The sequence below is a fragment of the Roseibium algicola genome, from assembly GCF_001999245.1.
Lineage (GTDB): Bacteria > Pseudomonadota > Alphaproteobacteria > Rhizobiales > Stappiaceae > Roseibium > Roseibium algicola.
Window position 1 is genome coordinate 4,752,456 of record NZ_CP019630.1, and the last position, 25,586, is coordinate 4,778,041.

21 protein-coding genes are annotated in these 25,586 nt (G+C 59.9%); 7 read left to right on the top strand and 14 right to left on the bottom strand.

Annotated features, from left to right (window positions below; all coding sequences use genetic code 11):
• The first annotated feature begins 69 nt into the window (after positions 1-69).
• A complete protein-coding gene (locus B0E33_RS21975) occupies positions 70-819 on the top strand; it encodes an SDR family oxidoreductase (protein ID WP_062488241.1) in 750 nt (249 codons plus the stop codon).
• A gap of 84 nt (positions 820-903) precedes the next feature.
• Here the strand turns inward: B0E33_RS21975 and B0E33_RS21980 are convergent, their stop codons facing one another.
• The 3 genes from B0E33_RS21980 to B0E33_RS21990 are packed head-to-tail and all read right to left on the bottom strand — an operon-like array spanning position 904 to position 3,770.
• On the bottom strand, positions 904-2,211 hold the full coding sequence (locus tag B0E33_RS21980; protein ID WP_055655294.1) for a TRAP transporter large permease: 1,308 nt from the start codon (positions 2,209-2,211) through the stop codon (positions 904-906).
• Between the two features lie 18 nt (positions 2,212-2,229).
• Positions 2,230-2,739: a TRAP transporter small permease gene (locus tag B0E33_RS21985; protein ID WP_077292422.1), complete on the bottom strand. Its 510-nt coding sequence runs from the start codon at positions 2,737-2,739 to the stop codon at positions 2,230-2,232.
• 2 nt (positions 2,740-2,741) lie between these two features.
• The gene (locus B0E33_RS21990) at positions 2,742-3,770 is read right to left on the bottom strand and encodes a TRAP transporter substrate-binding protein (RefSeq protein WP_228148033.1); all 1,029 of its coding nucleotides are present in this window, start codon (positions 3,768-3,770) and stop codon (positions 2,742-2,744) included.
• A 164-nt stretch (positions 3,771-3,934) separates the two neighbouring features.
• On the opposite strand from B0E33_RS21990, the gene B0E33_RS21995 reads away from it, so the two are divergent.
• Complete coding sequence (locus tag B0E33_RS21995) at positions 3,935-4,468, top strand: MarR family winged helix-turn-helix transcriptional regulator (RefSeq protein ID WP_062488244.1); 534 nt, start codon at positions 3,935-3,937, stop codon at positions 4,466-4,468.
• A 104-nt stretch (positions 4,469-4,572) separates the two neighbouring features.
• Here B0E33_RS21995 and B0E33_RS22000 read toward each other — a convergent pair whose 3' ends face one another.
• Together B0E33_RS22000 and B0E33_RS22005 are read right to left on the bottom strand one after the other, a co-directional pair.
• The gene (locus tag B0E33_RS22000) at positions 4,573-4,914 is read right to left on the bottom strand and encodes a GIY-YIG nuclease family protein (protein ID WP_077292423.1); all 342 of its coding nucleotides are present in this window, start codon (positions 4,912-4,914) and stop codon (positions 4,573-4,575) included.
• Between the two features lie 393 nt (positions 4,915-5,307).
• Positions 5,308-11,082, bottom strand: coding sequence for an apolipoprotein A-IV repeat region-like domain-containing protein (locus tag B0E33_RS22005; protein ID WP_077292424.1), 5,775 nt, complete (start codon positions 11,080-11,082; stop codon positions 5,308-5,310).
• A gap of 282 nt (positions 11,083-11,364) precedes the next feature.
• Between B0E33_RS22005 and B0E33_RS22010 the strand changes: the two genes are divergently transcribed.
• From B0E33_RS22010 to B0E33_RS22020, 3 genes are all read left to right on the top strand, one after another.
• The gene (locus B0E33_RS22010) at positions 11,365-11,679 is read left to right on the top strand and encodes a hypothetical protein (RefSeq protein WP_023000670.1); all 315 of its coding nucleotides are present in this window, start codon (positions 11,365-11,367) and stop codon (positions 11,677-11,679) included.
• Positions 11,680-11,929: 250 nt separating this feature from the next.
• On the top strand, positions 11,930-12,292 hold the full coding sequence (locus B0E33_RS22015) for an Hpt domain-containing protein (RefSeq protein WP_208984210.1): 363 nt from the start codon (positions 11,930-11,932) through the stop codon (positions 12,290-12,292).
• Positions 12,293-12,418: 126 nt separating this feature from the next.
• On the top strand, positions 12,419-12,739 hold the full coding sequence (locus B0E33_RS22020; protein WP_023000672.1) for a 2Fe-2S iron-sulfur cluster-binding protein: 321 nt from the start codon (positions 12,419-12,421) through the stop codon (positions 12,737-12,739).
• Positions 12,740-12,821: 82 nt separating this feature from the next.
• On the opposite strand, the gene B0E33_RS22025 is transcribed toward B0E33_RS22020, so the two are convergent.
• Positions 12,822-14,048, bottom strand: a complete 1,227-nt coding sequence (locus tag B0E33_RS22025) for an MFS transporter (RefSeq protein WP_023000673.1) — start codon at positions 14,046-14,048, stop codon at positions 12,822-12,824.
• Positions 14,049-14,334: 286 nt separating this feature from the next.
• On the opposite strand from B0E33_RS22025, the gene B0E33_RS22030 reads away from it, so the two are divergent.
• Complete coding sequence (locus B0E33_RS22030; protein ID WP_023000674.1) at positions 14,335-15,123, top strand: AraC family transcriptional regulator; 789 nt, start codon at positions 14,335-14,337, stop codon at positions 15,121-15,123.
• Positions 15,124-15,192: 69 nt separating this feature from the next.
• Complete coding sequence (locus tag B0E33_RS22035; protein ID WP_077292425.1) at positions 15,193-15,618, top strand: universal stress protein; 426 nt, start codon at positions 15,193-15,195, stop codon at positions 15,616-15,618.
• Positions 15,619-15,688: 70 nt separating this feature from the next.
• On the opposite strand, the gene B0E33_RS22040 is transcribed toward B0E33_RS22035, so the two are convergent.
• The 8 genes from B0E33_RS22040 to B0E33_RS22075 all read right to left on the bottom strand — a co-directional run bounded on the left by B0E33_RS22040 (position 15,689) and on the right by B0E33_RS22075 (position 25,585).
• Positions 15,689-16,816, bottom strand: coding sequence for a class I SAM-dependent methyltransferase (locus tag B0E33_RS22040; RefSeq protein ID WP_077292426.1), 1,128 nt, complete (start codon positions 16,814-16,816; stop codon positions 15,689-15,691).
• A 33-nt stretch (positions 16,817-16,849) separates the two neighbouring features.
• Positions 16,850-18,025, bottom strand: a complete 1,176-nt coding sequence (locus B0E33_RS22045) for a vWA domain-containing protein (RefSeq protein ID WP_077292427.1) — start codon at positions 18,023-18,025, stop codon at positions 16,850-16,852.
• A gap of 39 nt (positions 18,026-18,064) precedes the next feature.
• Positions 18,065-19,036 (bottom strand): glycosyltransferase family 2 protein, encoded by a 972-nt coding sequence (locus tag B0E33_RS22050; RefSeq protein ID WP_167579585.1) that lies wholly within the window; start codon positions 19,034-19,036, stop codon positions 18,065-18,067.
• Positions 19,033-19,938, bottom strand: a complete 906-nt coding sequence (locus B0E33_RS22055) for a Gfo/Idh/MocA family protein (RefSeq protein ID WP_167579586.1) — start codon at positions 19,936-19,938, stop codon at positions 19,033-19,035. The genes B0E33_RS22050 and B0E33_RS22055 overlap by 4 nt, the downstream gene beginning before the upstream one ends.
• Positions 19,939-19,985: 47 nt before the next feature.
• Positions 19,986-20,522, bottom strand: coding sequence for a dTDP-4-dehydrorhamnose 3,5-epimerase family protein (locus B0E33_RS22060; RefSeq protein WP_077292430.1), 537 nt, complete (start codon positions 20,520-20,522; stop codon positions 19,986-19,988).
• A 141-nt stretch (positions 20,523-20,663) separates the two neighbouring features.
• The gene (locus tag B0E33_RS22065; protein ID WP_077292431.1) at positions 20,664-22,844 is read right to left on the bottom strand and encodes an autotransporter family protein; all 2,181 of its coding nucleotides are present in this window, start codon (positions 22,842-22,844) and stop codon (positions 20,664-20,666) included.
• A 183-nt stretch (positions 22,845-23,027) separates the two neighbouring features.
• A complete protein-coding gene (locus tag B0E33_RS22070; protein ID WP_062488255.1) occupies positions 23,028-24,074 on the bottom strand; it encodes a YcjF family protein in 1,047 nt (348 codons plus the stop codon).
• The gene (locus B0E33_RS22075) at positions 24,071-25,585 is read right to left on the bottom strand and encodes a YcjX family GTP-binding protein (protein WP_077292432.1); all 1,515 of its coding nucleotides are present in this window, start codon (positions 25,583-25,585) and stop codon (positions 24,071-24,073) included. Before B0E33_RS22075 ends, B0E33_RS22070 begins: the two co-directional genes overlap by 4 nt.
• Between the last annotated feature and the right edge of the window lies 1 nt (position 25,586).

Genomic DNA, 25,586 nt, shown 5'->3' on the forward strand with positions numbered 1-25,586 from the left:
ACTTCTCATGATAGAAAGTTTTGTCCGTCGTGTCGATATGGGGAGCATCCAACAACAGGAGACTTTGTCATGAAGACCATCATGATTACTGGATGTTCCTCCGGCTTCGGTCTGGAAACGGCGCGGCATTTTCTGAATGAGGGCTGGCGGGTGGTTGCGACCATGCGCAAACCCGACGCCACCTTGCTGCCGGCCTCCGAACATTTGCGCATTCTGCCGCTGGACGTGACAGATCACACCAGCATTGCCGAGGCCGTCGCTGCCGCCGGTCCGGTTGACGTGCTGGTCAACAATGCTGGTGTTGGCTGGTTGTCGCCCTTCGAGGCAACGTCGGAAGACGTGGTGCGCAGGATATTCGACACCAACACCTTCGGGACTTTCGAGATGATCCGCGCGGTGCTGCCGCAGATGCGGGAGAAGGGCGAGGGCGTTATCGTCAACGTGTCGTCCAGTGTCACGCTGAAGTCCTTGCCGCTGCTGCCGGTCTATACCGCCAGCAAAGCGGCCGTGAATGCCTATACCGATTGCCTGGCTCTGGAGCTTGCGCCGCTTGGCATCCGCGTCCAGCTGGTTTTGCCGGGCCGCGCACCTTCGACCAGCTTTGGCACGAATGCACGAGCGTTGATGGCGGACGCGATGGAGGCGCCTGCGGCCTACAAGCCCTTTGTCGAGGAAGTGATGGGGGCCTTCATGGCAGATGCCGACAAGGAACCGACCCGGTCGGAAGATGTGGTCAAAGCCATCTGGCAGGCGGTAACCGATCCGTCGTGTCCCGCCCACCTTCCTGCCGGCAGCGACGCAGAGGCGCTGGCGGCCTGATGAAAGGTATGCCGGGCGGTGTGGCCACCGCCCGGCAATTTTTTGGAATTCGGTTTTCCTGGCCATGCACCGGTTGGTAAAGCCTCAGATGAGCGCCAGTGACAGCAGCGGAACAGCAATCAACAGCGCCAGTCGCAGGATATCGGCCAGCCAGAACGGCAGAATGCCGGCGAACATCGTCCTCAACGGCACGTCCGTTAGCACAGAGCGAAGCACGAAGACGTTGAGGCCGATCGGCGGCGAGATCAGGCTGATTTCGGTCACCACCACCACGATGATGCCGAACCAGATCAGCACCATTTCCGGATCTGCCAGCAAACCGCCACCAAAATCGAGCGAGCTGACCAGCGGGAAGAAGACCGGGACCGTCAGCAGGATCATCGACAGGCTTTCCAGCACTGCCCCCAGCACCACGTAGATCAGTACCAGAACCAGAATGACGACATAGGCGTTGACGTCGAGCGACTGAACGAAGGTCAACAATGCGTCAGGCACACCGGCATAGCTGATGAAGTTGGAAAAGACTTCCGCGCCAATGATGATCGCGAAGATCATCGCCGTGGTGCGCGCGCAGTTGAGCGCGGCGGTGTAGAGCTTTTCAAACGTCAGACCACCGGACACGAGCGCGATCACGAAGGCGGCGGCAGCACCGATGCCGGCTGCTTCTGTCGGCGTGAAGAAGCCGCCGTAGATGCCGATCATGATCACGGCAAATAGCCCGACAACTGCCAGAACACCCCAGACGTCACGCTTTTCGAGCTTCATGTCTTCGGACGCGGTTGGCGCAAGCTCGGGTTTCAGCAGAACCGTGACGTAAATGGCGCCGAGATAGAACAATACGCCCAGCAGGCCCGGGATGATGCCGGCAATGAACAACTTGCCGATGTCGGCCTCGGTAAGCAGGCCGTAGATGATCAGGATGACAGAAGGCGGGATCAGGATGCCAAGCGTGCCACCGGCAGCGATGGAGCCGGTTGCCAGACTGTCGGCATAGCCTGCCTTGCGCATGGAAGGCATGGCCACCTTGGACATTGTGGCGGCCGTTGCCAGAGACGAGCCGCAAACTGCCGAAAAGCCGCCACAGGCGACAATGGCCGCCATGGCAAGGCCACCACGCATGCGGTGAAGCATGTGGTGAGCGGTCGAGAACAGGGACTGGCTGACACCGGAAATGGTCAGGAGGTTGCCCATCAGAATGAACAACGGGATCACCGAAAGGGTGAACGAAAGGCCGGTTTCGAAGGCCGCATTTCCGAGAAGGTTCAGCGCGGCATTCCAGTTGCGCAGGGCCGCGAACCCGGCAGTGCCGACAATGATCATTGCAATGGCAATGGGCACGCGCAGCAACACGAGCGCGAAGAGCGCAACGAAACCGATCAGAGCTTCAAGCATATTCAATACTCACTGGTATCAAGCTTTTTCGCGGAACCGCCTGGCCGCGAAGACTATGGCGGCGATGGCGGAGAGCGCGAAGGAGGCAGCTCCCAGCCAACCGATCAGCGAGAGCGGGATCTGAAGGGAATCCGTCACTTGTCCACGACGGTCCATCTTCTCGGCATGCTCGAACAGCTTGAACGCGATCAGGGCCAGGACACCGACCGTGCAAACAGCGGCAACCAAGGTGCCGAGCCGTTTGAGAAGGACGCTCTTGAGCCCGTCGAGCAGCTCCACCTCGATATGTTCGCCGGCAGCGGTCGTCAGTGGCAGGGCCAGGAAGATCAGCGTGGCCAGCAGCAGCTCCGTCAGCTCATAGGCACCGTTCACGGGGCTGTTGAAGGCATAGCGTGCGACGACGTCGACACAGGTTAGCCCGATCAGGGCGGCCAGCACACATAAACAGGCCAGCCCGAGCAGGAAACCGGCCCCTCGCCGGATCGTATCGATCCGGCGAGGGGCCTGGCCGTTGGATTCGGCAGACATGCTTAGTGCTTGATGCCGGTCTTGTCGCGGAACTCGGCCAGAGCGGCGGTGCCGTCAAAGCCGGTTTCGGCAACGGCAGCTGCCCAGGTGGCTTCATGCTTGGCTGCAAGTTCCTTGACCGCCTCCAGAACCGGGGCCGGTGCGTCGTAGACCTCAATGTCCTTGTCGGCAATGTAGGAAGCCGCACGGGCATCCGCGCCATCCCAGACGCCGCCGGCCATTTCGGCAAGGGCTTCACCGGAAATCTTGTCGATGGCCGCCTGGTCTTCTTCCGACAGGCCGTCCCAGACATCTTCATTCATGACCATGAACCAGGAGGTGTTGTAGAAGCCACCCGGCAGGCTCATGGAGTATTTGGTGTAGTCGGTCAGATTGAAGGCCTGCAACGCTTCCATGGGGAAGGTGACACCATCGATGACACCGCGGGACAGCTTCTCGTAGACTTCGCCCGGGCCCATGAACTGGGTGATGATGTCAAGTTCCTGAGACAGGTCCGCAACATAGCCGCCCGGAGTGCGGATCTTCAGACCGGCAAAATCTTCAGGCTTTTCGATCTTGCGCTGGTTGTTGTGGAACATGCCGGGGCCGTGAACCCAAAGGCCGAGCAGCTTGGTGCCCTTGTGTTCGCCTTGCGCGTCCAGCGTACCGCCATAGACGTCCCAATAGGCCTTGGAGCCTTCTGTCGCAGTGTTTGCGATGAAGGAGAACTGGCCAATGCGCGAACGCAGGAAACGGTCGTCGCGCGTGAAGGAGTGCAGGCCGTAGGTGATGTCGACGATGCCTTCGGCGGCAAGGTCGAAATGCTCGGGCGGCGAGCCGACCGGCTTGGGCAGAATGCGCACGGTTACGCGGCCATCGGTAGCCTTGGCGACTTCCGCTGCCCAGGGCTCCATCACGTCGGTAACGAGCGGGTGTTTCGGCGGCAGCCAGGACGACAGAACCAGTTCGTCGGCGGATGCGCTGGCGATGAAACCGGTCAATGCGGACGCTGCCACACCTGCGAGAATGGAAAGACACTTCAACTGTTTCACGATTTTCTCCTCCCCTTCATTTCATGAAGGCCGTTCTTGCCGGTATGATCCCGGACTTGAAACGTGATGCCAAACATAGTTACATATGCAACAAAATAGTTACACATGAAACCAAGTCAATCGTAAAATCGTGCAGACGACCTAACCAATACTGTTGAGCGCCGATGACCAAGCTGACCAATCCGGAGACCGAGACCCAAGAAGCCATTGGGATTGCGAGCGAAACGCCGGAGACGCCATTGCCCGACTTCGAGCTGGAAACTTTTTTTCCCTACCGGGTGCGTGTCTTTTATTCCGACGTCACACGGGCTCTTTCAGCGGTTTACCAGCGCGATTACGGCATGATGCCTGCCGAATGGCGCACCATGGCCATTCTCGGCTCGGCCTCTGGCGGACTGCAGGCAAGCGAGATCGTTGCCCGCTCCAGCATGGACAAGGTGGTTGTCAGCCGGGCCGTGAAACGTATGGAAGAGCGTGGGTTTCTGACACGCGAAAGCAACGAGGCCGACGGCCGCAGTTTTCTTTTGCAGCTTTCAGAGGAAGGACGCGCGGCTTTCGAGGATCTTGCTCCCAAGCTGAAAGCCGTCGAACAGAAAATGCTCAGCGGCCTCTCACCTGCGGAAATCGAGGGGTTTCTCGCGGTTACCCGGCGGATCCGGGAAAACCTCTCGGACGAATTGGACGGGGTGAGTGATTGAGAGGCGGTGGTCATTCGACTTCCCGCGGCCGGGCGATGCCCTAAGACGGCATTGCGTGCCGGATCTTGCGTCCGACTTGAAAGAGGCATCGCCTCATCCAACTCTCATACGCTCTGCAAACGAGTAGGCCCCGGGTCTCGCGCTGCTCGCCCGGGGTGACACCGGGGGTAGGGTGCCATTAAATCATGCCACTCGGGATTGGACTTCTCGATTAGTTGAACTTTCCAGGATCTGCGCCATTTCTTGAGGCGTTTCTCCATGGCGCTGGCTTCGCTCACATCGTCGAACGCTTCTGCAAATACCAAATTGCCGATGCCGTGCTTGCGGGTGAAATCGCCGCCTGCCCCACCGCGATGCTCCTCAACGCGCCGGGAAAGATCGTTTGTCACCCCAATGTAGAGCGTGCCGTTCATCCGGCTTGCCAGGATGTAAACGTAATAGGTCAAGCTTCATCTCTGAAGTGAATTGCATTTGACGGTACAACCGTTTTGCATCTTCAAGTCAAGCGGCGTCGGTCGCTTTGCGTCCCTGGATCAATCCAGGCAGGTCGTCACCACGGGCGAACGAAGTGAGACCCGGGGCCTACTCGTTTGCAGAGCGTTGGTGTGTCGGTGCGGGCGTTACTTTGGAATGCCCGCAGTTCCATCCAAGCGGAAATGCGGGTGTCCCCCGACGCTCCGCTTCGCTTGGGAGGATTTTGATGCCGTTTTGAGCTCATGCAGGTAATTGGCCTTGAATGGGTTGCTTGCGTCCAGCGATGAAGTCGGCGGCCGTTTTTTGCCCCTGCAAATAAAAAAGGCGGCCAGTGGCCGCCTTTTTCGTGTCTGACTGTCCGTCTCTTAGTCGAGCCGGCCGCTGGCGTGGGCCAGCATGGTGTAGACCTTCCCGGTGTCCGACGTCAGGTACGTCTGGCCGAGCATGTTGTCGCGGTCGTTGCGCGATACCTGGGCCAGGAGCTGCTCGAAGTCTGCCACATACCGTTCGACGGCAGTGCGGAACTCCGGATCGCGAGAGTACTTCTGACGGATTTCGTCGAAGGTCTGCTGACCCTGCAGCGTGTAGAGGCGGCGGGTGAACACGTGGCGTTCGCCATTGCGGTAGCGGTTCCACAGATCGACGAAGGTTTCGTGATCGATGGCGCGGGCAATGTCGACCGACAGCGAGTTGAGGCTTTCAACCGTGTGCAGCGGCGTGCGGCTCATGTCCGTGTCCGAACCGGCATCGTCGTCGCGCGAGGCGCGGCGCAGCAGGTCGGCAACCCAACCCTTGCCACCGGAACTGGTGGTTTCGGCAGGGGCCGGCTGCTGTCGGCGACTGGTGACCGGTGCCGGACGCGGTTCGCTTGCCGGGGCGCTCTGCTGACGGGCAGGGGCTGCCGGAGCATAGTTCACCGGAGCCTGCGGCTGCGGGGCAGGAGCAGGAGCGGCACTTGCCACTGCTGCCTGGGCCTGCGGCCGGGAGATGTCGAGCGCGTTGGACTGCTTGGCGACAATCTCGGAGAGTTCCGTCAGAGCGCGGATCTGCTCGTTGACCACCTTCCGCAGCGCTGCGGAAGATTCTTCCGCTTCTTCCGGCAGGTTCAGGACACCCTGTTTCAGTTCGCTGCGAGTTGCTTCCAGCTCGCGGTGAACGTCGCGGGCAACATCGCGCATCCGGGCGGCCGCATCGTTGAAGCGATCGGACGCTTCGGTAACGGTGCGGGTCATCTCGGCGATGATGTCGTCCTGTGCGGAGCGGATAGCTTCGCGGGCCTTCTGTCCTTCCATGCCTGCCGTGAGGCGCATGGATTCGAACTGCTCGGACACCTGCTTGGACGCTGCTTCAGCCGCCGCGGACAGCATGTTGGCTGCATCGCGTGCCTTGTCGTCTGCCGTTTCCAGCGTTTCGGACAGGGTCTTGGTGAAGGAGCGCATGAGCGTGTCGACGGCTTCGGTCTTCGCCAGAAGCGTGTCCGCAACGTCCTCGATCGCAGTCCGGCGCTCGGAGACACGGCTCTCGACGGAGCGGTTGGTGTCTTCCAGGTGACGGGCTGCCTTGGTCAGTTCCTCCGACTGGTCGCCGAAGCGGCCGGTGAGGTTCTTGATGTCCGCCAGCGTGGTGTCCGTCACATCGCGCAGGTTTGCAACCTGTTCGGTGATGAGGGCCGTGGTGGAGTTGGTTTCCGAAACCGCCCGGTCGACGGCAGAGCGGAACTCGCCGGCGCGGCGGGCCAGGTTGCCCTCCACTTCGTTGAGGTTCTCGCCCGCAGTCGCGACGATACCCTGCAGGTTGCTGTTGGACGTCTCGATCTTGTTGAGGATCTCGGTAACGTCCGCTTCCAGCCGACGCTTGGTGTCGGTGAGCAGGGTGGTTGCCTGTTCGCTGCGCTCGTTGATGCTGGCGACGATACGGTCGCCGGCTTCCACCAGCGAGCGGGTCGCGTCGAGGCCGGTATGGGCGAATGTATCGGTGACATCGCGGCCCTTGACCGTGATGGCTTCCAGGATCGCCGTGTGGACCTCGGACAGGCGTCCGGTAAGGTCGTTGGCACGCAGTTCGATGGCGCTGATGAGTTCGTTGCCGTCGGTGCCGACGATCTTCGCCAGTTCGCCGGAACGGGCGCCGAAGGCTTCGTTGAGCGCCGTTGCCTTGTCGAGCAGTTCGTTGGCGACCTCGTTGCCGCGGCCGACCAGAAGATCTGCTGCTTCGGTAACGGCGCTGTTGACGCGGGCACGAACCATACCGGCTTCGCTCGACATCTGGCCGCGGATTTCCTCCAGCGTTTTCGCCAGTGTCATGCGGGCCTGCTCGCTTTCGGCGGACAGGTTGCCGGAGATTTCGGCAATCAGGCCGGACAGTTCGTTGCGGACCTTGTCGCTTTCGCCGGTCAGAGACCCGGAGAACTCGGCCAGGGTGCCAGCGTAGAGTGTACGGGCCTTTTCGCTTTCAGCAGCCATGGCGCGGGCGGCATCGCCAACCGCGCTGAGAACCAGCTCGCGGATCTTGCCGCTTTCACCGGACATCGCGCCGGTAGCCTGGCTCATTGCAGAGGTAACCGCATCGGCTGCCTTCTGGCTTTCGCCAACCAGGACGCCGCGAGCTTCGCCGACGGAGCCCAGGACGATCTGGCGCATGCGATCGCCTTCACCGGAGAGCTTCTCCGTCGCCTGGCTGAGAGCACTGTCGACGATTTCGACCGTACGATTGCGTTCGTCGGAGAGGGTCTGGACAGCGGCGGTGACCGCTTCCTGAACCACATCACGCAGACGCGTGCTTTCGGTGGAGAGCGTTGCTCCGGCTTCGGAGATAACGGCCGTGAGAATGTCACGGGCACGCTCGCTCTCGCCGGTGAGGGTGCCGGAAATGCTTTCCAGACGCTCATTCAGCAGCGTTTCCAGCTGGGTGGCGCGGCTGTCGAGGGTTTCGGCAACCTCGAACACCTTGGCACCCAGGGAGACGTTGATCTCGGCGATCCGCTCGGACAGGGATTCCGTCAGCTGCTCGCTCTGCTTGCCCAGCACGCTGCCGGCTTCCGCCAGACGGTTGTCGAGGGCAGAGGTCATCTCGTCCTGACCGTCGACAAAGGCCTTGGCGATTTCCTTTGTGCGGGAAATCAGGGTTTCGGAGATCTGGCGGGCACGCGCATCGAGGGTCTCGTCGATCCGGTCGGTACCGCTGGTCATGGAGGCGGAGATCAGCTCGGCCTTGTCAGCCATTGCAGACGTTGCTGTATCAACGCGCTGCGACAGGGACTGGCCGATTTCCTCGGCGCGTTCGGCAAGGGTGTTGCCGGCCGCTTCGATGCGCTGACCAAGCTGCAGCGTGATGGCGTCGGAACGGTCCGCAAGTACATCGGTGATGTTGCGGGTCTTTTCCTCCAGCGCATCGCTGATGCCGGTGGTGCGGTTCTCGATGGCATCGGACAGGATCTGCGTACGGGCTTCCAGTGTTGCCTCGAAGGCCGCGGTCCGCTGATCGAGCGTCAGGTCCAGGGTGTTGATGTGACTGCCGAGAGAGGAGTCCATCGTGGAGATCCGCTCGCTGAGCGAGCTGTCCATCGACGAGAGGCGATGCTCAAGCGAATTGTCCAGCGTGCTGATGCGATCGGTGAGGGTGGCGTCCATCAGGGCGTAGCGCTGTTCCAGCGAAGCGTCCATGGTGCCGATCCGCTCGCCAAGGCCCGCATCCATGGTGGTGAAGCGGTGCTCCAGAGAGCTGTCCATGGTGGCGATACGGTCGGTCAAGGTCGTGTCGATGGCGGTGTAACGCTGTTCGAGGGTCGCATCCATGGTGGCGATACGATCGGTCAGGGTCGTGTCGATGGCGGTGTAACGCTGCTCGAGGGTCGCATCCATGGCCGCGATACGGTCGGTCAGGGTTGCATCGATTGCCGAATAGCGCTGGTCGAGCGATGCATCCATTGTCGCGATGCGATCGCCCAGAGAGGCGTCCATGGAGTCGATACGGGTGGCGAACGTCGTATCCAGCGTGGACAGGCGTGAATCCAGCGCTTCGGACAACAGCAGGGTCTTGGTGTCGAAAGCGTCGATCAGCTGGCCGCCGCGATCGGTGACGATGGTTTCCAGCTCGGTGAGGCGGCTCGACAGGCCGTCCTGCAGCGCCTGGCCACGTACTTCCAGAGTTTCGGCGATCTTGCCACTGATCTGGTTGATGTCGCCGGCTACACGGTCGCCGCGGCTGCCGATGAGTTCGGCAAGCTGGGTTCCGGTTTCCGCCAGTTTCTGGGTAAGTGCACCGGTCTGGTCGCCGAGGCTCGCAGAGAATTCGCCGGAGACGCTTTCCAGGGTCTCCCGGAAGCCAATGGTCTGCTGTTCCAGGATGGTGGCCATCTCGTTGCTGCGGGCAGCCAGACGTTCGTCCAGTTCGCTGCCGTTGATGGAGATGGCGGTGTAGATACGTTCGGAAATGTTGTCGAGTTTCTCGGCCAGCTCACCACCGCGAACGGAGATGGTCTGGGTGAGGGACCCTGCGGTTTCGTCGAGCTTGGAGGCGATTTCACCGCCGCGCAGCGACAGATCGACCACGATGCTCTCACCGGTGCCACGCAGGATTTCCGCAACTTCCGTAGACCGGCTGGACAGGGTCTCGACGATTTCCGCACCTCGGATCGAGATGGTGTCGGTAACTGCCTGGCCTTTTTCGGAAATGCTCTCGACCACACGGTTGCCGGTTTCGGCAAGGGACTCGTCCAGCGTGGTCACGCGGTTGTCGACGGTTGCCACCAGTTCCTCGGTGCGCGAGGTAATGGTGTCGATGAGACGGCCGGAGGTGAGCGACAGGTTGGCGTTGATTTCCTCGCCGCGCGCCGTGATCACTTCGCCGACGTTGTTGCCGGTCGTTTCCAGGGTAAGCCGGAATTCGTCCGCCTTTTCGCTCAAGGTGTTGATCACCGAGTTGCTGGAGGTTGCCAGGGTCTCGTTGATCGTCGTGCTGCGAGCGGACAGGGTTTCCACGAAGGTGTTCGCGGTGTCCGCGAAGCGTTCGTTGACCTCGTTGCCACGTGCCGTGAGCGTTTCCCACATGGTGGAACCGGTTTCCGCCAGGCTGTCTACCAGGTCGTTGCCGGTAGACGAGAGGCGGGCAACATAGTCTTCCGCGCGGACCGTGAGGCTGTCGACCAGTTCATTGCCGGAGGCGTTCAGCGTTGCGCCGAGAGACTCGATGCGGCTGTCGACGGTGGATGTGAGTTCTTCAACACGGCTGTTGACCGCATCGATCATGCGCTGGGTTGCATGGTCCACGGTGCTGCCGAGTTCACCGGAGGTGCTGGAGAGCTGTGAGGCGAAGCTCTCATGGGCACCGGCGATGGTTTCGCGCACGCGCTCGGCGTTCATGACAATGGACTCGCGCTGGCTGATCAGTTCGTCGATCAGGGCGCGGATCTTCAGTTCGTTGTCATTATAGGAGCGTTCCAGCGAAGACACTTCATTATGGACAAGGACTTCCAGCTCGCTGGCGCGCGCGATCGCGCGTTCGATGCCGTCGCCCATGGCGGCGACTTCGCGGCGGATGGCCTGGCCAACGCTGAGGATGCTTTCCTTGGCCATGTCTTCCGGTTCGGCAAGACGCAGGGCCACCTCAGTCATGCCACGGGCGACAATGCGCATTTCCTGCGCGCGCCAGATCATCATGGCCATGACGAAGAAGAAGATGATCGGAACGACGATGCCGACGACGGCCAGGATCATTTCAGGAGAGCTGAGCAGCGTCTGGGGATCGGTCAGCGATCCGACCTTGTCGGGGAACGCTGTCATGAAGAGGCTGCTGCCAAGCGCGGCCCAAAGGGCGCTGAGGGCGAGGGCGCCCCAGAACGGCGCTGAAGACGGACGGCGCTGCAAGGAGTAGATCAGGTTGCCGATGTTCCGGCGATCGTCGTTGGCTGCCGGCGGGCGTCCGCCGCGGCCACGGCGTCTTGACTGACGCTGCTCTTCGCGCTGGGACTGGCCTCGCGTTTCCCCCTGGGACCGGCGTGCCGGTTCCGCCTGGGCAGGGCTAGCCTCTGCCGCGGAGGTTGTTTCTGTGGTATCCGGGCCGCCGAAATCAAGTTTCAGGGCTTCTTCAACTGCTGAGAGAGCCGCTTCTGCCGGATCTTTCGCCTTTGTCGGATTTGCCATTTAGGGTCGCCTCACATCCGTACTCATTACACACCGGTAATCGTGCAGAGCCGCTGGCGCAGCTCCTTACAGTTATCTACCGGATGCGTCCTCGTTGCGAGCGTTGCCCAGCTGTGGCAACGCCGCAAAACCTGTTCGTGCGAGAGGGCCGCCGCTGACCGACCGTGAACTTTCCGTTCGACGGTACACTCCCCACCTTGCCGCATCAGTAACTGTAATGGCACAATCTCTCCTAACGAACAAGAAACGGCAATAGCGTGAGTCACTTAGGGGGCGGATTGGATGCCGGATTCAAAGCAGGTTGACGCATCGGCAGATGCTGAAAATACGGTTCTGGAAGTTACTCTCAAAGCGGGAAAGTTGACGGCTGCGCAAAAGCGGTGGTTGCAAAAAGGGCTCGGGCAGGCGGGGGGCAAGCTGCCTCTGTTCGATGACAACGGCCGGGAAATTCCGGCGCGCACAATCCGCGCCTGTATCGATGCAGGTTGGGCAGAGCCTTGGTTTTCCAACCCAATCAAGCCCGACTGGCTGGTCTGCAAGCTCACGCCCGCCGCCATCGAAGCACTTTCTGCAAGTCAAAAAGTCAAAAAAAGTTAACGGCGAATCAGATCATTAAAATTTTAGCGATTCAGGAAATCGGCGGAAACGCAAGGACTTTTTTAATCCTGTTTCGTAACCTGCGTTAAAACGCATTAACCATGAAATCAATTTTTTGGGGACATGGGCCGAAAGGGACGGTTTGAGCAACCGGTTTAACCGGGTGTTTGGGCTTGGGGCGCATTGTTGTGGCTCTACAGCTTGCGGCGGGGTGCCGTCAGGCAGGTATCGAGTAATGTGGAGCACCCTTATGGCCCCTTCTTCCATGGCCCGCGTCGCCGGACGCGCCGGTCCGGAGGCACCGATTGATCTGGTGCAACTGGCAACCAATACGCTGGGTAACCGGGATCTAGAAGTGCAGGTCCTGCATCTGTTCAAGTCACAGTCCATCTCGACGCTTGAGCGGTTGAAACAGGAAACCGACAATTCCGTTCGCCTCGACCTCGTGCATACCCTGAAAGGGTCCGCCCGGGCCATCGGCGCGGAGCGGGTCGCGATCGTTTGCGAAAATCTGGAAGGCAAGATGCGCTCCAGCACCGATACGGCCACCGAAGGCCTGATTGCGGCAGTCGATGAGGCAAACCGATACATCCGGGACCTTCTGGAAGGTTGAAGGTCAGACCCCGGCCAGAACGGGAGAGGCAGATTGCCGCGTGGAAATGGCACGGTCCTTGACCTTTTGCCGTAAATCTTTATGTCGTGCTTCGAAGACCCGCAAATTCAGGCTTGGACGCGACATATGCCGAAAATCACATTTGTAACCGCCGATGGAACCCGGACCGACGTTGACGCCGCTGAAGGCTCTACGGTGATGGAAAACGCCATCAAGAACATGGTCCAGGGCATCGAAGCGGAATGCGGCGGTGCATGCGCCTGCGCTACCTGCCACGTTTATGTAGATGATGCCTGGAGCGGCAAGACCGGATCTCCGGAACCGATGGAAGAGGACATGCTCGACTTTGCCTACGACGTGAAGCCGACCTCGCGCCTGTCCTGCCAGATCAAGGTGACTTCCGATCTCGACGGCCTTGTGGTGCATGTGCCTGAGCGGCAGGCCTGATCAGGTCAGTTCAGACAGGATTTCAAACAAAACGCCCGCCGGATCACTCCGGCGGGCGTTTTGGTTTGTCCAGGTGCAGAGTTTACTCTGCTGGTTGGGCAGAAGGCTTGCGGTACCAGAAGTCGACTTCATGGCCTTCTTCCGGATTGCTCGGGATCAGGGTTGCCAGAACAAGGCTGACCAGGGCCATGGCAGCGCCGGCCAGGAAGACCGCAGCCGGGGACACCAGCCAGATGAAGCCGAATACCACCGGAATGAACACCGCGGCGATGTGGTTGATCGTGAAGGCGACACCGGCTGTGGGGGCGATATCGGCAGGGTCGGCGATCTTCTGGAAGTAGGTCTTGATGGCGATGGCGATCGCGAAGAAGGCGTGATCGATCACATAAAGGCTGGCCGCCAGTGTCGCGTTGGTGACGAAGGCATAGCAGATGAACACCAGGACCAGGCCGACATACTCAAGAACCAGCGCCTTGCGCTCGCCGAAGCGAACAATCAGTTTTCCGATCTTGGGTGCCAGCACCATGTTGAAGGCGCCGTTCAGGAGGAACAGGCCCGCAACTTCGTGAACGTCATAGCCGAAGCGTTCGACCATCAGGAAGCCGGCGAAAACCGTAAAGATCTGCCGCCGCGCACCAGCCATGAAGGTAAGGGCATAATAGAGCCAGTAGCGTTTTCTCAGGATCAGCTTCTTGTGCTGCGGCACGCCTTCACGGAAATGCGGATAGGCGAAGATCAGGAAAACAAGAACAACCAGCGTCAGGCCACCGGCAATGGCGAAAACCACCGTGAAGGACAGCTCGAACATCTTCCACGCCAGGAAGATGACACCATAGGCGATCAACTGGGCGAAGGCGCCAACGGCCAGGATCTTGCCCATGCTTGCAGCGGCCGTTGCCTTGGGCAGCCATTGCAGCGACAGTGACTGCGCCATCGTCTCATAGTAATGGAAGCCGATCGACATGATCAGCGTCGTTACATAAAAGCCGATCGCGGTCGGGAAATAGCCTGTGACGGCAACGCCGACGCCCAGGAGCAGCAGCGACACATAGGCGAGCGTCTGCTCGCGCATCATCAACAAGAGATAGACCGCAAGGAAGCTCAGGAAGCCCGGGATTTCCCGGATCGATTGCTGAATGCCGATCTCCCGGCCGGTGAAATCCAGCTCCTGGACGGCGAAGTTGTTCATCAGGTTCCACCAGGCAGCAAAGGAGAGCTGCATGGCACCTGCCATGATCATCAGGAGAACCACAGGAGACCGCCAGCCGGTCGCCTCGTTCGGGTGGGCATTCTGGGTGAAGTAAGACATTGTGTGGCCGTGGAAAAAGAAAACGTTCGGCAGTGTTGCGAGCCGTTTCTAACGCCAATTGTGGTTTGCGTGTTAGCGCTGTTTTGTCATGAGATGTTTCCGACACGCCAAATTCTGGCTGGGCAGCGTTAGGCATCCGGCAAAAAAGCGAAATGATCCTTGTCGATCATGGCTTGGCGCAAGGAAAGCCTTTCACCTTGCCGGCAGGAACCGGGCATAGTTGCCGGGTCCTCCGGTGCTATTGGCCCTCTGTGCAATATCGGGGTGAAGGTATACGATCCGGCGCATGAGCATTCATCCCGAACTTGCCGAGTTTCCGAAAGAGGCGGTTGCCGCACCGATTATCGGATACGCGCGGACCCAGTTGCAGGGCCGGAACAATGGCTGGCATTCGCATGATGCAGCGCAGCTCTTCCATGTGATCAGGGGGTCGATTGCCATCGACACGGAGATGGGCACCTATTTCGTGCCACCCGAGCGGGCGGTCTGGTTGCCGCCCAGGGTCAGCCACCAGACCCGGTATCTGACCGACACGGAGCTGCGTTACATCTATGTCCAGTATGATTACACGAGGGATCTGCCGCAAACACCGCAGGTGATGCAGGTGACTACCCTGCTCAGGGCACTCATTCTCGAGTTCATGTCCTATCCGCGCTCCGAGACGGACAAGGGGCCGGCGGCACGGATCGCCGCGGTTATCCTGGATCAGTTGAAGATGCTGCCGGTTGCCCCCCTGCAGCTGCCGATGCCGCAGGATGCCCGACTGCGCGACCTGTGCGAAGGCGTCGTCCGATGCCCGGCACATATTCCCTCGCTCAGCGAGGCCGCGGACCGGTGTGCGACTTCCGTGCGTTCATTCGAGCGGCGCATTAAAGCGGAGACGGGGCTCAGCTACCGAACCTGGTGCCGCCAGGTGAAACTGTTCCGGGCTCTGGAGTTGCTGGCGTCCGGGCGAAGCGTTTCCGACGTCTCCCACAAGCTCGGTTACGAGGGGCCGAGTGCCTTCGTCTCGACCTTCAAGAAGGCCTTCGGCGTGACACCCGGCCGATACTTTGACGGTGTCGAAGCCGATTGATCCTTGTCATGGCGGCCCATGTCTTCCGGGCGCACAAAAAGTCGACCTGATTTTTTGGGGAGACAAGACATGTTCAAGAAAATCCTCGTTCCCGTTGACCCGGCCGAAACCGGCTTTGCCACGGAGGCGCTTGCCAAAGCCTCGCAGATTGCCCGCGACTATGGCGCAAAGATCCATCTGATGGCGGTTTGCCCGGAAGTTCAAAGCTTCGTGGCGAGTCAGCTTCCGGAAGGCTGGCAAAAGCGGGAATTCGAGGAAACCGCGAAAATCCTCGACAAGATCGCATCTGATCTGGATGTTCCCGAAGGCACTGTCGATGTGACCGTGCGTATGGGGTCGGTGTATCATGAAGTGATCGAGGAAGCCGAAAAGGCGAATTGTGACCTGGTGCTGATGACATCGCACAAGCCGGGCCTGTCGACCTACTTCATCGGCTCGAATGCTGCCCACATTGTCCGCCATGCACCGTGCTCGGTCATGGTGCTGCGCAGCTAGAGCGACATGCAGCGATCAGGCCGTTCGATGCCGGGCTTATGAAGGTCGATCGGCTGGTGAACCTCAGCCGTCAGCCATTGCGCGTCAGCAGCATGGCGACGGCTGCATAACGGAAGGGGTAGAGGCTGGTGTCAGCCTTCAGGAGGTCTTCGGCCCTTGCAAAGATCCGGTTGATCAGATCCTCCCGCGACGGGCTTTCAGGCAGGGCTGCGCGCAACACCGCTTCGGTGAAGGCGCGGAAGAAATTGACATAGTCGCGGGCATAGCGGTCAAGATCGCCGTCCTGCTTGAAGCGGTCGATGAACGGGACCGCAATTTCGTACTCCATTGACCGGTCGAGTGAATAGAGACCGGCAGCTCTATACATATCGTTGGTGACCGGGTCTGCAAGTTCTTGCAGGTCTCGCATGTACACCGGCTGGTAATAGCGGTCATAGACCTCCCTGCTTATGTCTCCGGCCTCGACGAAGTCCAGAACCGCGTCATTCAGAAGATCATAAAGGCCGTCACAGGTTCGAGCCGGTCCCTTGGAGCCAAACACCTGGACCAGCAGCTTGCCACCTGGAACCAGCTCCCTTGCGCGGACGGTGAGGAAACGGGCGATATCGTTCTTCGCCTGTTCGGCAAAGGCATGCCGGTCTTCTTCGGAAACATAACCGTTTGCCCGTGCCACACTTGGGCCGTTGGGAAGGATATAGCCGGGCAACCTGTCGACGGGACGGCAGGAGAGAAAGCCGATGGCGTTGAAGGTGGTGGCAAGGTGCAAGCTCTGCGGCGGGTAGAGCTGATCGTACATCGAGCCACCGATTGCGGCCGAGTAAACCCTCTCAGACCCGAAGACCGAGCCGCCATCCGGTCTGAGGCTGCGGAAAAGTTCAGAAAAGTCGTTTGTGGGAAGGTCTGAATGGATGGTCTGGATTGGCCGTTCAGTGCGCGCAAGCAATGCCGGGAGGGCGTGTTTCATGACCGCAACAGAATTGCGGCCCTCCGAGCAGCCGTAATCGGCAATGCCGACGGGGCCGGTACCCTTAACCGGCAGGTTCGCAATCGCCTCTTCAACGAGTGGCAATATCTGTTCGATGGCAGACCATTGGGCAGCCGAGTTGGCGTTGTAAAATCCCCCGCCGGACATGCCGGTGGTGGTTGCGTGGGAAACAGGTTGCGAGAAAGGGTGCTCGGGTTTCGGGGTCGGTTCCATTTCATCCCTTTCTGCGCCTTGTGTGCGGAAGATCTACCTGGCCAGTTCCTTCATGGCATCCGTCAGGCCTTCGACCGTCATGGGAAACATGCGGCCTTCCATCAGTTCGTTCAACATCTGGATGGAATGCGTGTAGTGCCAGTGTTCCTGCCGAACCGGGTTCAGCCAGACCGCACTCTTGTAAAGCCCGGTGATCCGCTGCATCCAGTCGGCTCCGGCTTCCTCGTTCCAGTGCTCTACCGAGCCGCCGGCATAGGCAATCTCGTAGGGGCTCATGGACGCATCGCCGACAAAGATGATCTTGTAGTCGGCTGGGTACTTGTGCAGCACGTCCATCGTCGGCATGCGCTCGGTATGGCGGCGGCGGTTTTCCTTCCAGACATACTCGTAAAGGCAATTGTGGAAGTAGAAGTGTTCCATCACCTTGAATTCGGAACGTGCGGCTGAAAACAGCTCCTCACAGACCCGGATATGATCGTCCATCGACCCGCCGATATCGAAGAACAACAGCACCTTGACCGCGTTGTGGCGTTCCGGCCGCATCTTGATGTCCAGAAGGCCCTTGTGGGCTGTTGCACGGATGGTGTCGTCGAGGTCCAGTTCTTCAGCAGCGCCCGTTCGTGCGAAGTTGCGCAGTCGCTTGAGGGCGACCTGGATGTTGCGGGTGCCTAGCAACTGGGTGTCGTCGAGATCCTTGAATTCGCGCTTGTCCCAGACCTTGACCGCACGACGGTGCCGGCTTTCGTGCTGGCCGATGCGCACACCTTCCGGATTGTAGCCATAGGCACCGAACGGCGACGTGCCGGCTGTCCCGATCCATTTGCTGCCGCCCTGGTGGCGCTTTTGCTGCTCCTTGAGGCGTTCGCGCAGGGTCTCCATCAGCTTTTCAAAGCCGCCGAGTGCCTCGATCTGGGCCTTTTCCTCTTCACTGAGGTGCTTTTCTGCCAGGCGGCGCAGCCAATCCTCCGGAATCTCGGTGGTGGCAACCTCGCTCATGAGGTCGAGCCCCTTGAAGACGTGGCCGAAGACGCGGTCGAACTTGTCCAGGTTGCTCTCGTCCTTCACCAGCGTGAGCCGGGCGAGATAGTAGAAATCCTCGACGCTCTTTTCCGCCAGATCCTTATCCAACGCTTCCATGAGCGTCAGATATTCGCGGAGCGAGACCGGGATGCCGGCCGATTTCAGTTCGGTGAAGAAGGTAATGAACATGTGCGAAAGGTAAGTTCCTGGCAGTTGCCTGTCGAGGGGTCAAAAAGGACGCTTCGACAGGAGTTTGCGAAGCAGCTTGCCACTTTTGCGAAAGGGCGCTGTCATCTTCCAGGACGACGAGGTGAGGATTGCGTCGTAACGGCGCTTCTGCAGGTCGAGTTCGGCCTGCAATTCGCGGATTTTCCCCTGCTGGGCGGAAACCGTTTGCGTCTGCTGGGCCGCGTTGTCCGCATGGTGCCGGCTTTCGGACCTGAGGTGGCTGATCAGCATTTCATTGCAACTGGTCTGGAAATCCTGCCTTTCCGCCGGATCGGCAAACCTTTGCATCAGAGCCATCATTTCACCCTGCCTCTCGGCAAGCGACATGTCCTGACGGTGCACGGCGGAAGGCTTGATGCATTGAACCGTGGGCCGTGTTGCAAAGGTGAAGTCCGGGCGTGCCAGAAACTTCCGCCACATGAAGAGATCGGTCCAGAAGTCAGGCGGTGCCGGGCTCCAGCCAACATCCAAAGACCGATAGGCCTCAAGGCAATAGCCAACTGTCGACGGGCCGAAGAAGTTCCAACGCGTCTCCAGCATCTTGCGGCGCGTGTCCGCGTCCGACAGGTCTCCAATATGAACTGTGAATGTCCCGTTGGGCAGAATTTCAGCTTGAAGCAGATTACCGAAGTCGCAGGTTTGCAGCAGGCGGCCCAGTTCCGACAGATGTTCGGGAAACCAAATGTCGTCATCGCCGATCTGGGCAACAAATTTGCCGTTTGCCTGCTTGAGAGCCGTGTCCCGATGAGCTTCGCCGTGCCTTTCTCCCTTCGGGAAGGAAAAAACGCGGATCCTCTCGTCACGCCCTGCCAGCTTCTCCGCTTCCTGCACGGTCTCTTGGGGCGCGCCGTCACAAACAATGAACAGTTCGAAATCTTGCAGGGACTGGCCCAGAACACTCTCGACGGCGAATGGCAGAAGCGCGGGAGGTCTGTTGACCGGCAGCAGGACGGTGAAGCGCTGATGGGTCACGGCAATCCTGCGAGCGCTCTGAGTTCGGCAATCCGCCTGACGATCAATGCGCCTTCTGCAGCCGAGGACTTTGGAGCAGCCCCCCCTTCCAGATGCGCGACGAATGCTTCCAGTTCGGCCAGAAGAGGCATTTTCGTGCCAACCTCGATTTGCTGAGGCTTCTGGCCGTGATCTCTCGGAGCAAGGAGAATGCGATCGTCATAGGATGAGGCCAGTTGGGCCACCGCCTTGCTGCCGATTACGACGGCGGAGCGTTTTGGAGCCGGATGGAGGGAAGAGATCTCCATGGTGACGGTGAGCGGTTCCCCATCGTTTTGAAGACGGGCAATCAGGTCCTCACCACCCAGGCCCGGGATCTGGGCGATCGCCGAATGTGCCTTGGGCAATGTTCCCAGGATTTCGAGTGCGATCGAAAGATCATGCGGCATCAGGATCCAGAGGCTGTCGACATCCTTGTGAGGATTGCCCCAGCCGAGCCGATAGGTGCGCACCGCTTCGATCTGGCCCAGAGCGCCGGATTTTGCCAGTTCCGCAAGTTTCAAAATGCCGGGATGATAGCGCCACTTGTCCATGACGAAGAGACGTTCGTGCAGCGTATCGGCAAGTCTTTGCGCCGCCTGTGCGTCGTTGGTGACCGGTTTCTCGCAGAAGATCGGCCGGTTCCGCGGTGCAAGTGCGTCGATGCAGGCCGCGTGAAGCACTGTTGGTGGCGCAACGACATATCCCGTGCAGTCAGGAAGCTTGGCAGCGCTATCGCACACCGAAACGGCTCCGGCCTCCCGGGCTGCGTGCTGGCTCTCCGAACCGGGCACCGCCACATGCACGTTTACACCCAAGCTGCGCAGATCGCGAAAGATGAGCTTTCCCCACCGGCCAAAGCCAACCAGACCGATATCAGTCATGGCTGTGTCCAACAGCCGGCGATGTGAAATTGCAGGTGACTGCATAATCAGGCATTGGCGTCCGCATAGAATTTATCAAGCATCTGCGAATAGTTGTCGGCTGTTCTGTCTCTATCGGAAAGGATGGGGTCCTTCGTTGGCCAAGACAGGTTCAGTTCCGGACAATCGAACTTGCAGCCCAATTCGTCCGTCGGGTCAAAGTAGGTGGAAACGGAATAAAGATGCGTCGCGGCTTGCGGAAAATAAAACCCGTGGCAAACCCCCGGTGGGATTGAAACAGCTCGTCTGTTTTCCGCTGAAAGATCGAGAAACTGTGATGTTCCAATGGTTGGGCTGTCGCGGCGTATGTCATGCAGACCAAGCAGCATCTTTCCGGACAGGACCATCAGATAATCGGAGTGATCCTTGTGCACGTGAACACCGCGCAATGTGTCTTCTTTCGAGGTGACGATGTTCCACTGGATCGACTTGAAACCGGTGAGCCAGGTCTCCCGGTAGATTTCGGTGAAACTGCCGCGATCATCGATGTGCGAAACCAGGTCATGGACAATCACGCCTTCAATTGACGTTTCTTCGGTTTTCATCGAATTGCCAGACCCCAACGACCGTTTTTCTCGCGCAAGCTTCGCGGCCCATCCGGACCCAGGGACAGACTAACAGGTTTCACGACGATGTGGAGGCCAGCATCGGAACAGCGTTTGAGGGAAGGGGGCTTTCCCAAGTCCTCAGAAACTGATCTTGGCGCCCAGGCGAACCGATGCGGATAGTGTATCGGCGCTGTCGTAACCGCCTTCTATTCCGGCGAGAAATTTCGTGCCGTCATTGACCTGCCACACGGCATCGGCTGCCGCAAAACCGCGGAGCACCGCATCGTCGTCGTCGACGGACAGGTTCAAGGCAGCTCCCTGCAGGGTGCCGTCGACACTGTCGTTTAGCGTGAAGATGCCGTCGATACCCGCATTCGCACTGAGATAGAGCGTGCCGCCATTCTGGACGATGGGGGCATGATCGTAGGTCGCCTGCGCGCGCAATTCCAGAACGTGCAGCGACCGGCCGGAAACCGAAAGGCCGGTTGCGCTTTCATCGGCGTCGCCCGTTTGCCAGAGACCCGAGTAGCGCACACGAGCGCTGGGTGTCAGCGTACCCTCACTCAGGGCGAGGGCATGGCCGAGGCGCGCGGAGGGCGTGACGTAGACATAGTCGTAGTCGATGGAAAGGTCCTGCAGGCCACCGACAACCATGTTGTTGAGGACGGTGACGTCTTCATCGCTCTTCAGGTAGCCGCCGAGAAGGCTGAATTGAGCAAAGGTCGCCTGCCAGGAGCGGCTGAGATAGCCACCGGCGTGGATGCTGTAGCTGGAGGCCGAGTGAATGTCGCCGTCGCTGGTCGTCCTGCCGATGGTGAAACCACCGGCAACACCGGCGGCAAGCCCTTCGGCGAATGTCTTCTCAGCCCCGGCAGTGATGCCGCCGAATGTATGGTCGAACCCGTCGCTGCCTTGCCTGGAAAGAACACCGCCAAGAGGCGTGACCCAAAGAGCGGTGGCGTTTTGCTCTTCCGGAGCCGGACCGTTGGTTGCGACGAAGGACGTGCCGCCCAGTCGATTGAGGTCCATCTGCTGTTCAAGGCTGCCGGTGACAGCGCGCGTCATGGTGTTGAAGGTCTGGGCAACCGTGTCCAGCCGGAAGTCGTCCGGATTGAGGATGGTGATCGTGTTGCCGTTGGTCGCTGAAGTGAGGCCTGCTGTCGTCAGCGTTCCCGGGATGCCGCTGAAGGTCAGGATCGCCGTTCGCCCGGCCGCGTAGTTCAGGGTTGCGGTGGTCGGATCGGTAAAGGTCAGAACACCCTGAAGTATGGTGCCATTGTTCAGGGTAACGGTTGCATCAGAACCATCGACATAGATCGAGGACCCGTTGCTGCTGTAGATCTCGCCGGAGTTGGTGATCGTGACATTGTCGCCATCAACGGCAATGCCATGTCCGACATCGTCATGATCTCCGGAAATCGTGCCAGTGTTACGTAGCGTGCCGCTGTTGGAGATGGTGACGTCATCGCCATTGGATTCGATCGGGTTGGCGTCTTCCCCAGAAACAGTAATCGTGCCCGAGTTGGTGATCGCGGCGCGGTCACCGTCATTGTCGATGCCGTCTGCCAGCGTACCGGACATTGTCATCACACCGGTATTGATCAGGATGACATCGTCGCCGTCGCTGTCAAAGCCGTCTGCGTCCTCTCCAGTCGTTGTAATCGTTCCGGTGTTGGTTATCTTCGCGTCGTCTTCATCGGTGTCGATCGCATAGGCGTCGTCACCTGTCGTGGTGATCGTGCCTGAGTTCAAGACAGTCGGACGGTCGCCCTCGGCATTGATGCCATAGGCAGCTTCACCAGTGGTGGAAATCGTGCCGGAGTTGGTAATGTCCGTGTCCGCACCAAGCGACAAGATTGCATCGGATTCCTTGCCCGTTGTGGTGATGGTACCCGAGTTGGTGACCGTGAAGTCGTCCCCGTCACCGGCAATGCCGAAGGCACGGCTGCCGTTAGTGGTTATGGACCCATTGTTGTGAACGGTGGCGTCGTCTTCGTTCGACCCAATACCGGCAAAATTAGGTGTGCCAATGGTTGTCTTGGTGACGCGGATGGTGCCGTTGTTGGTTGCTGTCTGGTCGTCGTTGTCCAGAACGAGGCCATCCTGATCGGTAACCTCGATGGTTCCTCCGCTCTCGACTGTTCCGGTGTCGCCAACGTCCGTCAGCGTCTGTGTTGTGGTGACCGTGGTGCCTGAGCCGATGGTAATGTCACCGGCAAGGCCTTTTTCCGGACCAAGCAAAACCAGGGCGCAACTGCAAAGCAGAAAAGCCTTGAGTTGGCGGCGATGCTGAAGGGCGGATTTCGTCTGGGTTGGCAACGGCCTGTCGCTACACAAGTTAACGTCTCACCTGGCTATTATTGTTGTATTCCGAGGAAGACGCCACTGCTCGTCCGCAGAAACCTTAACGAATGAAACGTTTATGTGTCATCGGTAGAAATAGCAATCGATTTGGTTACGTTGTGCGTGTAACCATGCCGTGTATTATTTGAAATCTAAACTTTAAGACTTGTCGGCCGGGTCTTCTTTTTTGGCAAACGAGACAAGCTCACCCATAAAGTCCGATATGGTCGGTCCAGTGCCGGCCACGAACGGTGCCGGCCTGCAGACTGCAATTGCTGCAATGCCGATGCGGGCAGTGAGCAGTCCATTGACCACGCCTTCGCCCAGGCGGGCGGAAAGTCGAGCCGCCAGACCGTGTCCCAGCACCTGCGAGGCAAGGCTGTCGCCTGCTGCCATGCCGCCGGTCACTGCCAGATGTGCCATGACGTGTTTTGCGAGGCGCAGAAAGCCAAGTGTGCCGGGTCTCCCGCCGTAAAGGGCGGACAGGCGCCGGATCGTGCGCAGGTTCTCGAACAGGACCGCCAGCAGATCGACCAGTGCCCGTGGGCTGACGGCCGTGACGATGGAAACGCGTTTTGCACTGTTCATCACGATGCGCCGGGCTTCCAGGTCGAGCGGGCTGAGCAGATCGCGTTCGGCCAGTTTCACCAAATCACGGCCGTCGATGACTTCCCGCATATGCCCCGCCAGCGCCTTGCGGCCCTGGGCCGTTTCGGGACGGTCCTTGTAGAGTGTGAGCAGTTCCTTCAGGCCGACTGATGCCGCCTTCGCGTCATCTGCTTCGGCGGCGCTCTGCAGCCGGTCGCGCAGGTGGTCTATTCGGCCGAGGCGCATGAGGCCGGCGATCTCGCGAATGACCAGGCCGAGCAGGCCAAGCGCCGCCAGAACGGCAAGAGCCACACCCAGCCATCCCAGCCAGTCGGTCCGGGCAAAGAGATCCCGTATCAGGCTGTCGACCGCAAGGCCGACAGCCAGCGAGACGAGGCCGGACAAGCCGATCATCAGCCACTTGCCGAACCGAAATCCGGATCTGGGAGTGCTGGCAGCGCGGGGAAGGCGAGGTTCCTCGTCATCAATGAAGGCCTGGGTGACCAGGGCTTCGCCGGCCGAGGGCATCCTTGTTTCGTCATCGGTCATCCGCACCTTGGAATCATCGAGACGGAAGGCGGTCGGTTTGCGATTGGACGGGGGCTGGGAACCGGTCATGCCAGGCGATCTCCGATCAGGAATTCCAGGGCGCGGTCAAGCCGGATATGCGGCAGAGACAAAGTCAGGCCTTCGGCGGTCTTGTCGAGTTCCGGCGGCCGGAACCTCAGGAACTGAAGGTCTGCCTGAGCGGTTTGAAAGCTTGCTCGAAGTGCTTCAGAAACTGAGTCAGCTTGTCCAAAAAGTGATTCAGGGTCGTCCGGCAAGTCACCGGGAAACATGGCGATTTCGGTTTTTCCGTCGTAGGTGTCACCGTTCAGCCGTTCGCCCGGCAACGGTGTTCCAAGGATCGCAGGCAGAGCTTCGCCGCGATGTTTGACCGTTGCCTCACGCGTCGCACGGACCGCGGCCATGGCCAATACTTCGACCTCCGCACCCTTGAATGTTGCCTTCTCTTCTGCTCGGGCAACCAGTCTCTTCAGGATCAGCTCCAGTCGGTCGTGATCCGACCTGTGCAGGTGGTCTGCCTTGGTCGCCGCGAACAGGATGCGGTCGATCCGGCGCGACAGGATGGAGGACAGCCAGCTGCGTTTGCCCGGACGGAAAGCTCCGAGAACTTCGGTGAGGGCGGTTTCCAGATCGGCAATCGCGTGCGGCCCTGCGTTCAGGGCATGAAGGACATCGACCAGCACGATCTGGCGGTCGAGGCGCGCGAAGTGATTGCGGAAGAACGGACGCACAACGTGGGTCTTGTAGGCCTCGTATCGCCGCTCCATCATCGCCCGCAACGTGCCTGTCCTGGCCGGGGCGGCGTCTGCCGGAATGTCCAGCGGTGCGAAGGTCAGGGCCGGGGAGCCGTCGAGATCCCCGGGCATCAGGAAGCGTCCCGGGGGAAGCATGGACAGGGCGTGGGCGTCGGCTCTGCAGGCAGCCAGATAAGTTTTGAAATTTGCCGCCAGCTCTTGTGCCGCCGGTTCGCTTTCCTCCGCGTTCGCATCCGTAGCTGCCAGGATCTTCAGAAACGGCGCGGCGATCTCCGCCCGGTTTTCCGCCCGGGCGCGCCGCATTGCCTCGGCGGAGAAGGTGGCAAAGTCCTTGCCGAGAAGCGGCAGATCCAGCAACCACTCGCCGGGATAGTCGATCAGGTCGAGATGAAGGCGGCCTGGACCAAGCTTGCGGTGGAAGTAGGAGGCGCTCTCATAGTCGATGGTCAGGCGCAGCTCGGAGACCTGACGGGTCGAATCCGGCCAGATACGCTCACTCACCAGGGCACGCACGTGCGCTTCATAGTCGAAGCGCGGCACGGCGTCGTCAGGTTGCGGCTGAAGCCTTGCGCCGGTCATTCTGTGCCCGGAAGCGGCGCTGAAGAGCGGCAGGCGGCCACCATGAACGAGGTTATGCACGAGGGCGGTCAGAAAGACGGTCTTGCCTGCGCGCGCAAGTCCGGTCACGCCCAGCCGGACGCTCGGCACTGCCAGATCGGTTGCCGCATCGGCAAGATTGGCCAGTGTCAGCCGGGTTTCTTCTGCAAGTGTCGTCAATGGGTTCACAAGGGCCTCCAGCGCGTTCATG

What these genes read in the sequence shown, in the direction of transcription:
- B0E33_RS22010 (WP_023000670.1), top strand. Translation starts at nt 11,365, where the DNA reads ATGCCGGATTCAAAGCAGGTTGACGCATCGGCAGATGCTGAAAATACG.
- B0E33_RS22045 (WP_077292427.1), bottom strand. Translation starts at nt 18,025, where the DNA reads ATGTTCATTACCTTCTTCACCGAACTGAAATCGGCCGGCATCCCGGTC.
- B0E33_RS22005 (WP_077292424.1), bottom strand. Translation starts at nt 11,082, where the DNA reads ATGGCAAATCCGACAAAGGCGAAAGATCCGGCAGAAGCGGCTCTCTCA.
- B0E33_RS22015 (WP_208984210.1), top strand. Translation starts at nt 11,930, where the DNA reads ATGGCCCCTTCTTCCATGGCCCGCGTCGCCGGACGCGCCGGTCCGGAG.
- B0E33_RS22025 (WP_023000673.1), bottom strand. Translation starts at nt 14,048, where the DNA reads ATGTCTTACTTCACCCAGAATGCCCACCCGAACGAGGCGACCGGCTGG.
- B0E33_RS22035 (WP_077292425.1), top strand. Translation starts at nt 15,193, where the DNA reads ATGTTCAAGAAAATCCTCGTTCCCGTTGACCCGGCCGAAACCGGCTTT.
- B0E33_RS22020 (WP_023000672.1), top strand. Translation starts at nt 12,419, where the DNA reads ATGCCGAAAATCACATTTGTAACCGCCGATGGAACCCGGACCGACGTT.
- B0E33_RS22060 (WP_077292430.1), bottom strand. Translation starts at nt 20,522, where the DNA reads ATGAAAACCGAAGAAACGTCAATTGAAGGCGTGATTGTCCATGACCTG.
- B0E33_RS22040 (WP_077292426.1), bottom strand. Translation starts at nt 16,816, where the DNA reads ATGGAACCGACCCCGAAACCCGAGCACCCTTTCTCGCAACCTGTTTCC.
- B0E33_RS21985 (WP_077292422.1), bottom strand. Translation starts at nt 2,739, where the DNA reads ATGTCTGCCGAATCCAACGGCCAGGCCCCTCGCCGGATCGATACGATC.
- B0E33_RS22070 (WP_062488255.1), bottom strand. Translation starts at nt 24,074, where the DNA reads ATGACCGGTTCCCAGCCCCCGTCCAATCGCAAACCGACCGCCTTCCGT.
- B0E33_RS22075 (WP_077292432.1), bottom strand. Translation starts at nt 25,585, where the DNA reads ATGAACGCGCTGGAGGCCCTTGTGAACCCATTGACGACACTTGCAGAA.
- B0E33_RS22055 (WP_167579586.1), bottom strand. Translation starts at nt 19,938, where the DNA reads ATGACTGATATCGGTCTGGTTGGCTTTGGCCGGTGGGGAAAGCTCATC.
- B0E33_RS22030 (WP_023000674.1), top strand. Translation starts at nt 14,335, where the DNA reads ATGAGCATTCATCCCGAACTTGCCGAGTTTCCGAAAGAGGCGGTTGCC.
- B0E33_RS21995 (WP_062488244.1), top strand. Translation starts at nt 3,935, where the DNA reads ATGACCAAGCTGACCAATCCGGAGACCGAGACCCAAGAAGCCATTGGG.
- B0E33_RS21975 (WP_062488241.1), top strand. Translation starts at nt 70, where the DNA reads ATGAAGACCATCATGATTACTGGATGTTCCTCCGGCTTCGGTCTGGAA.
- B0E33_RS21980 (WP_055655294.1), bottom strand. Translation starts at nt 2,211, where the DNA reads ATGCTTGAAGCTCTGATCGGTTTCGTTGCGCTCTTCGCGCTCGTGTTG.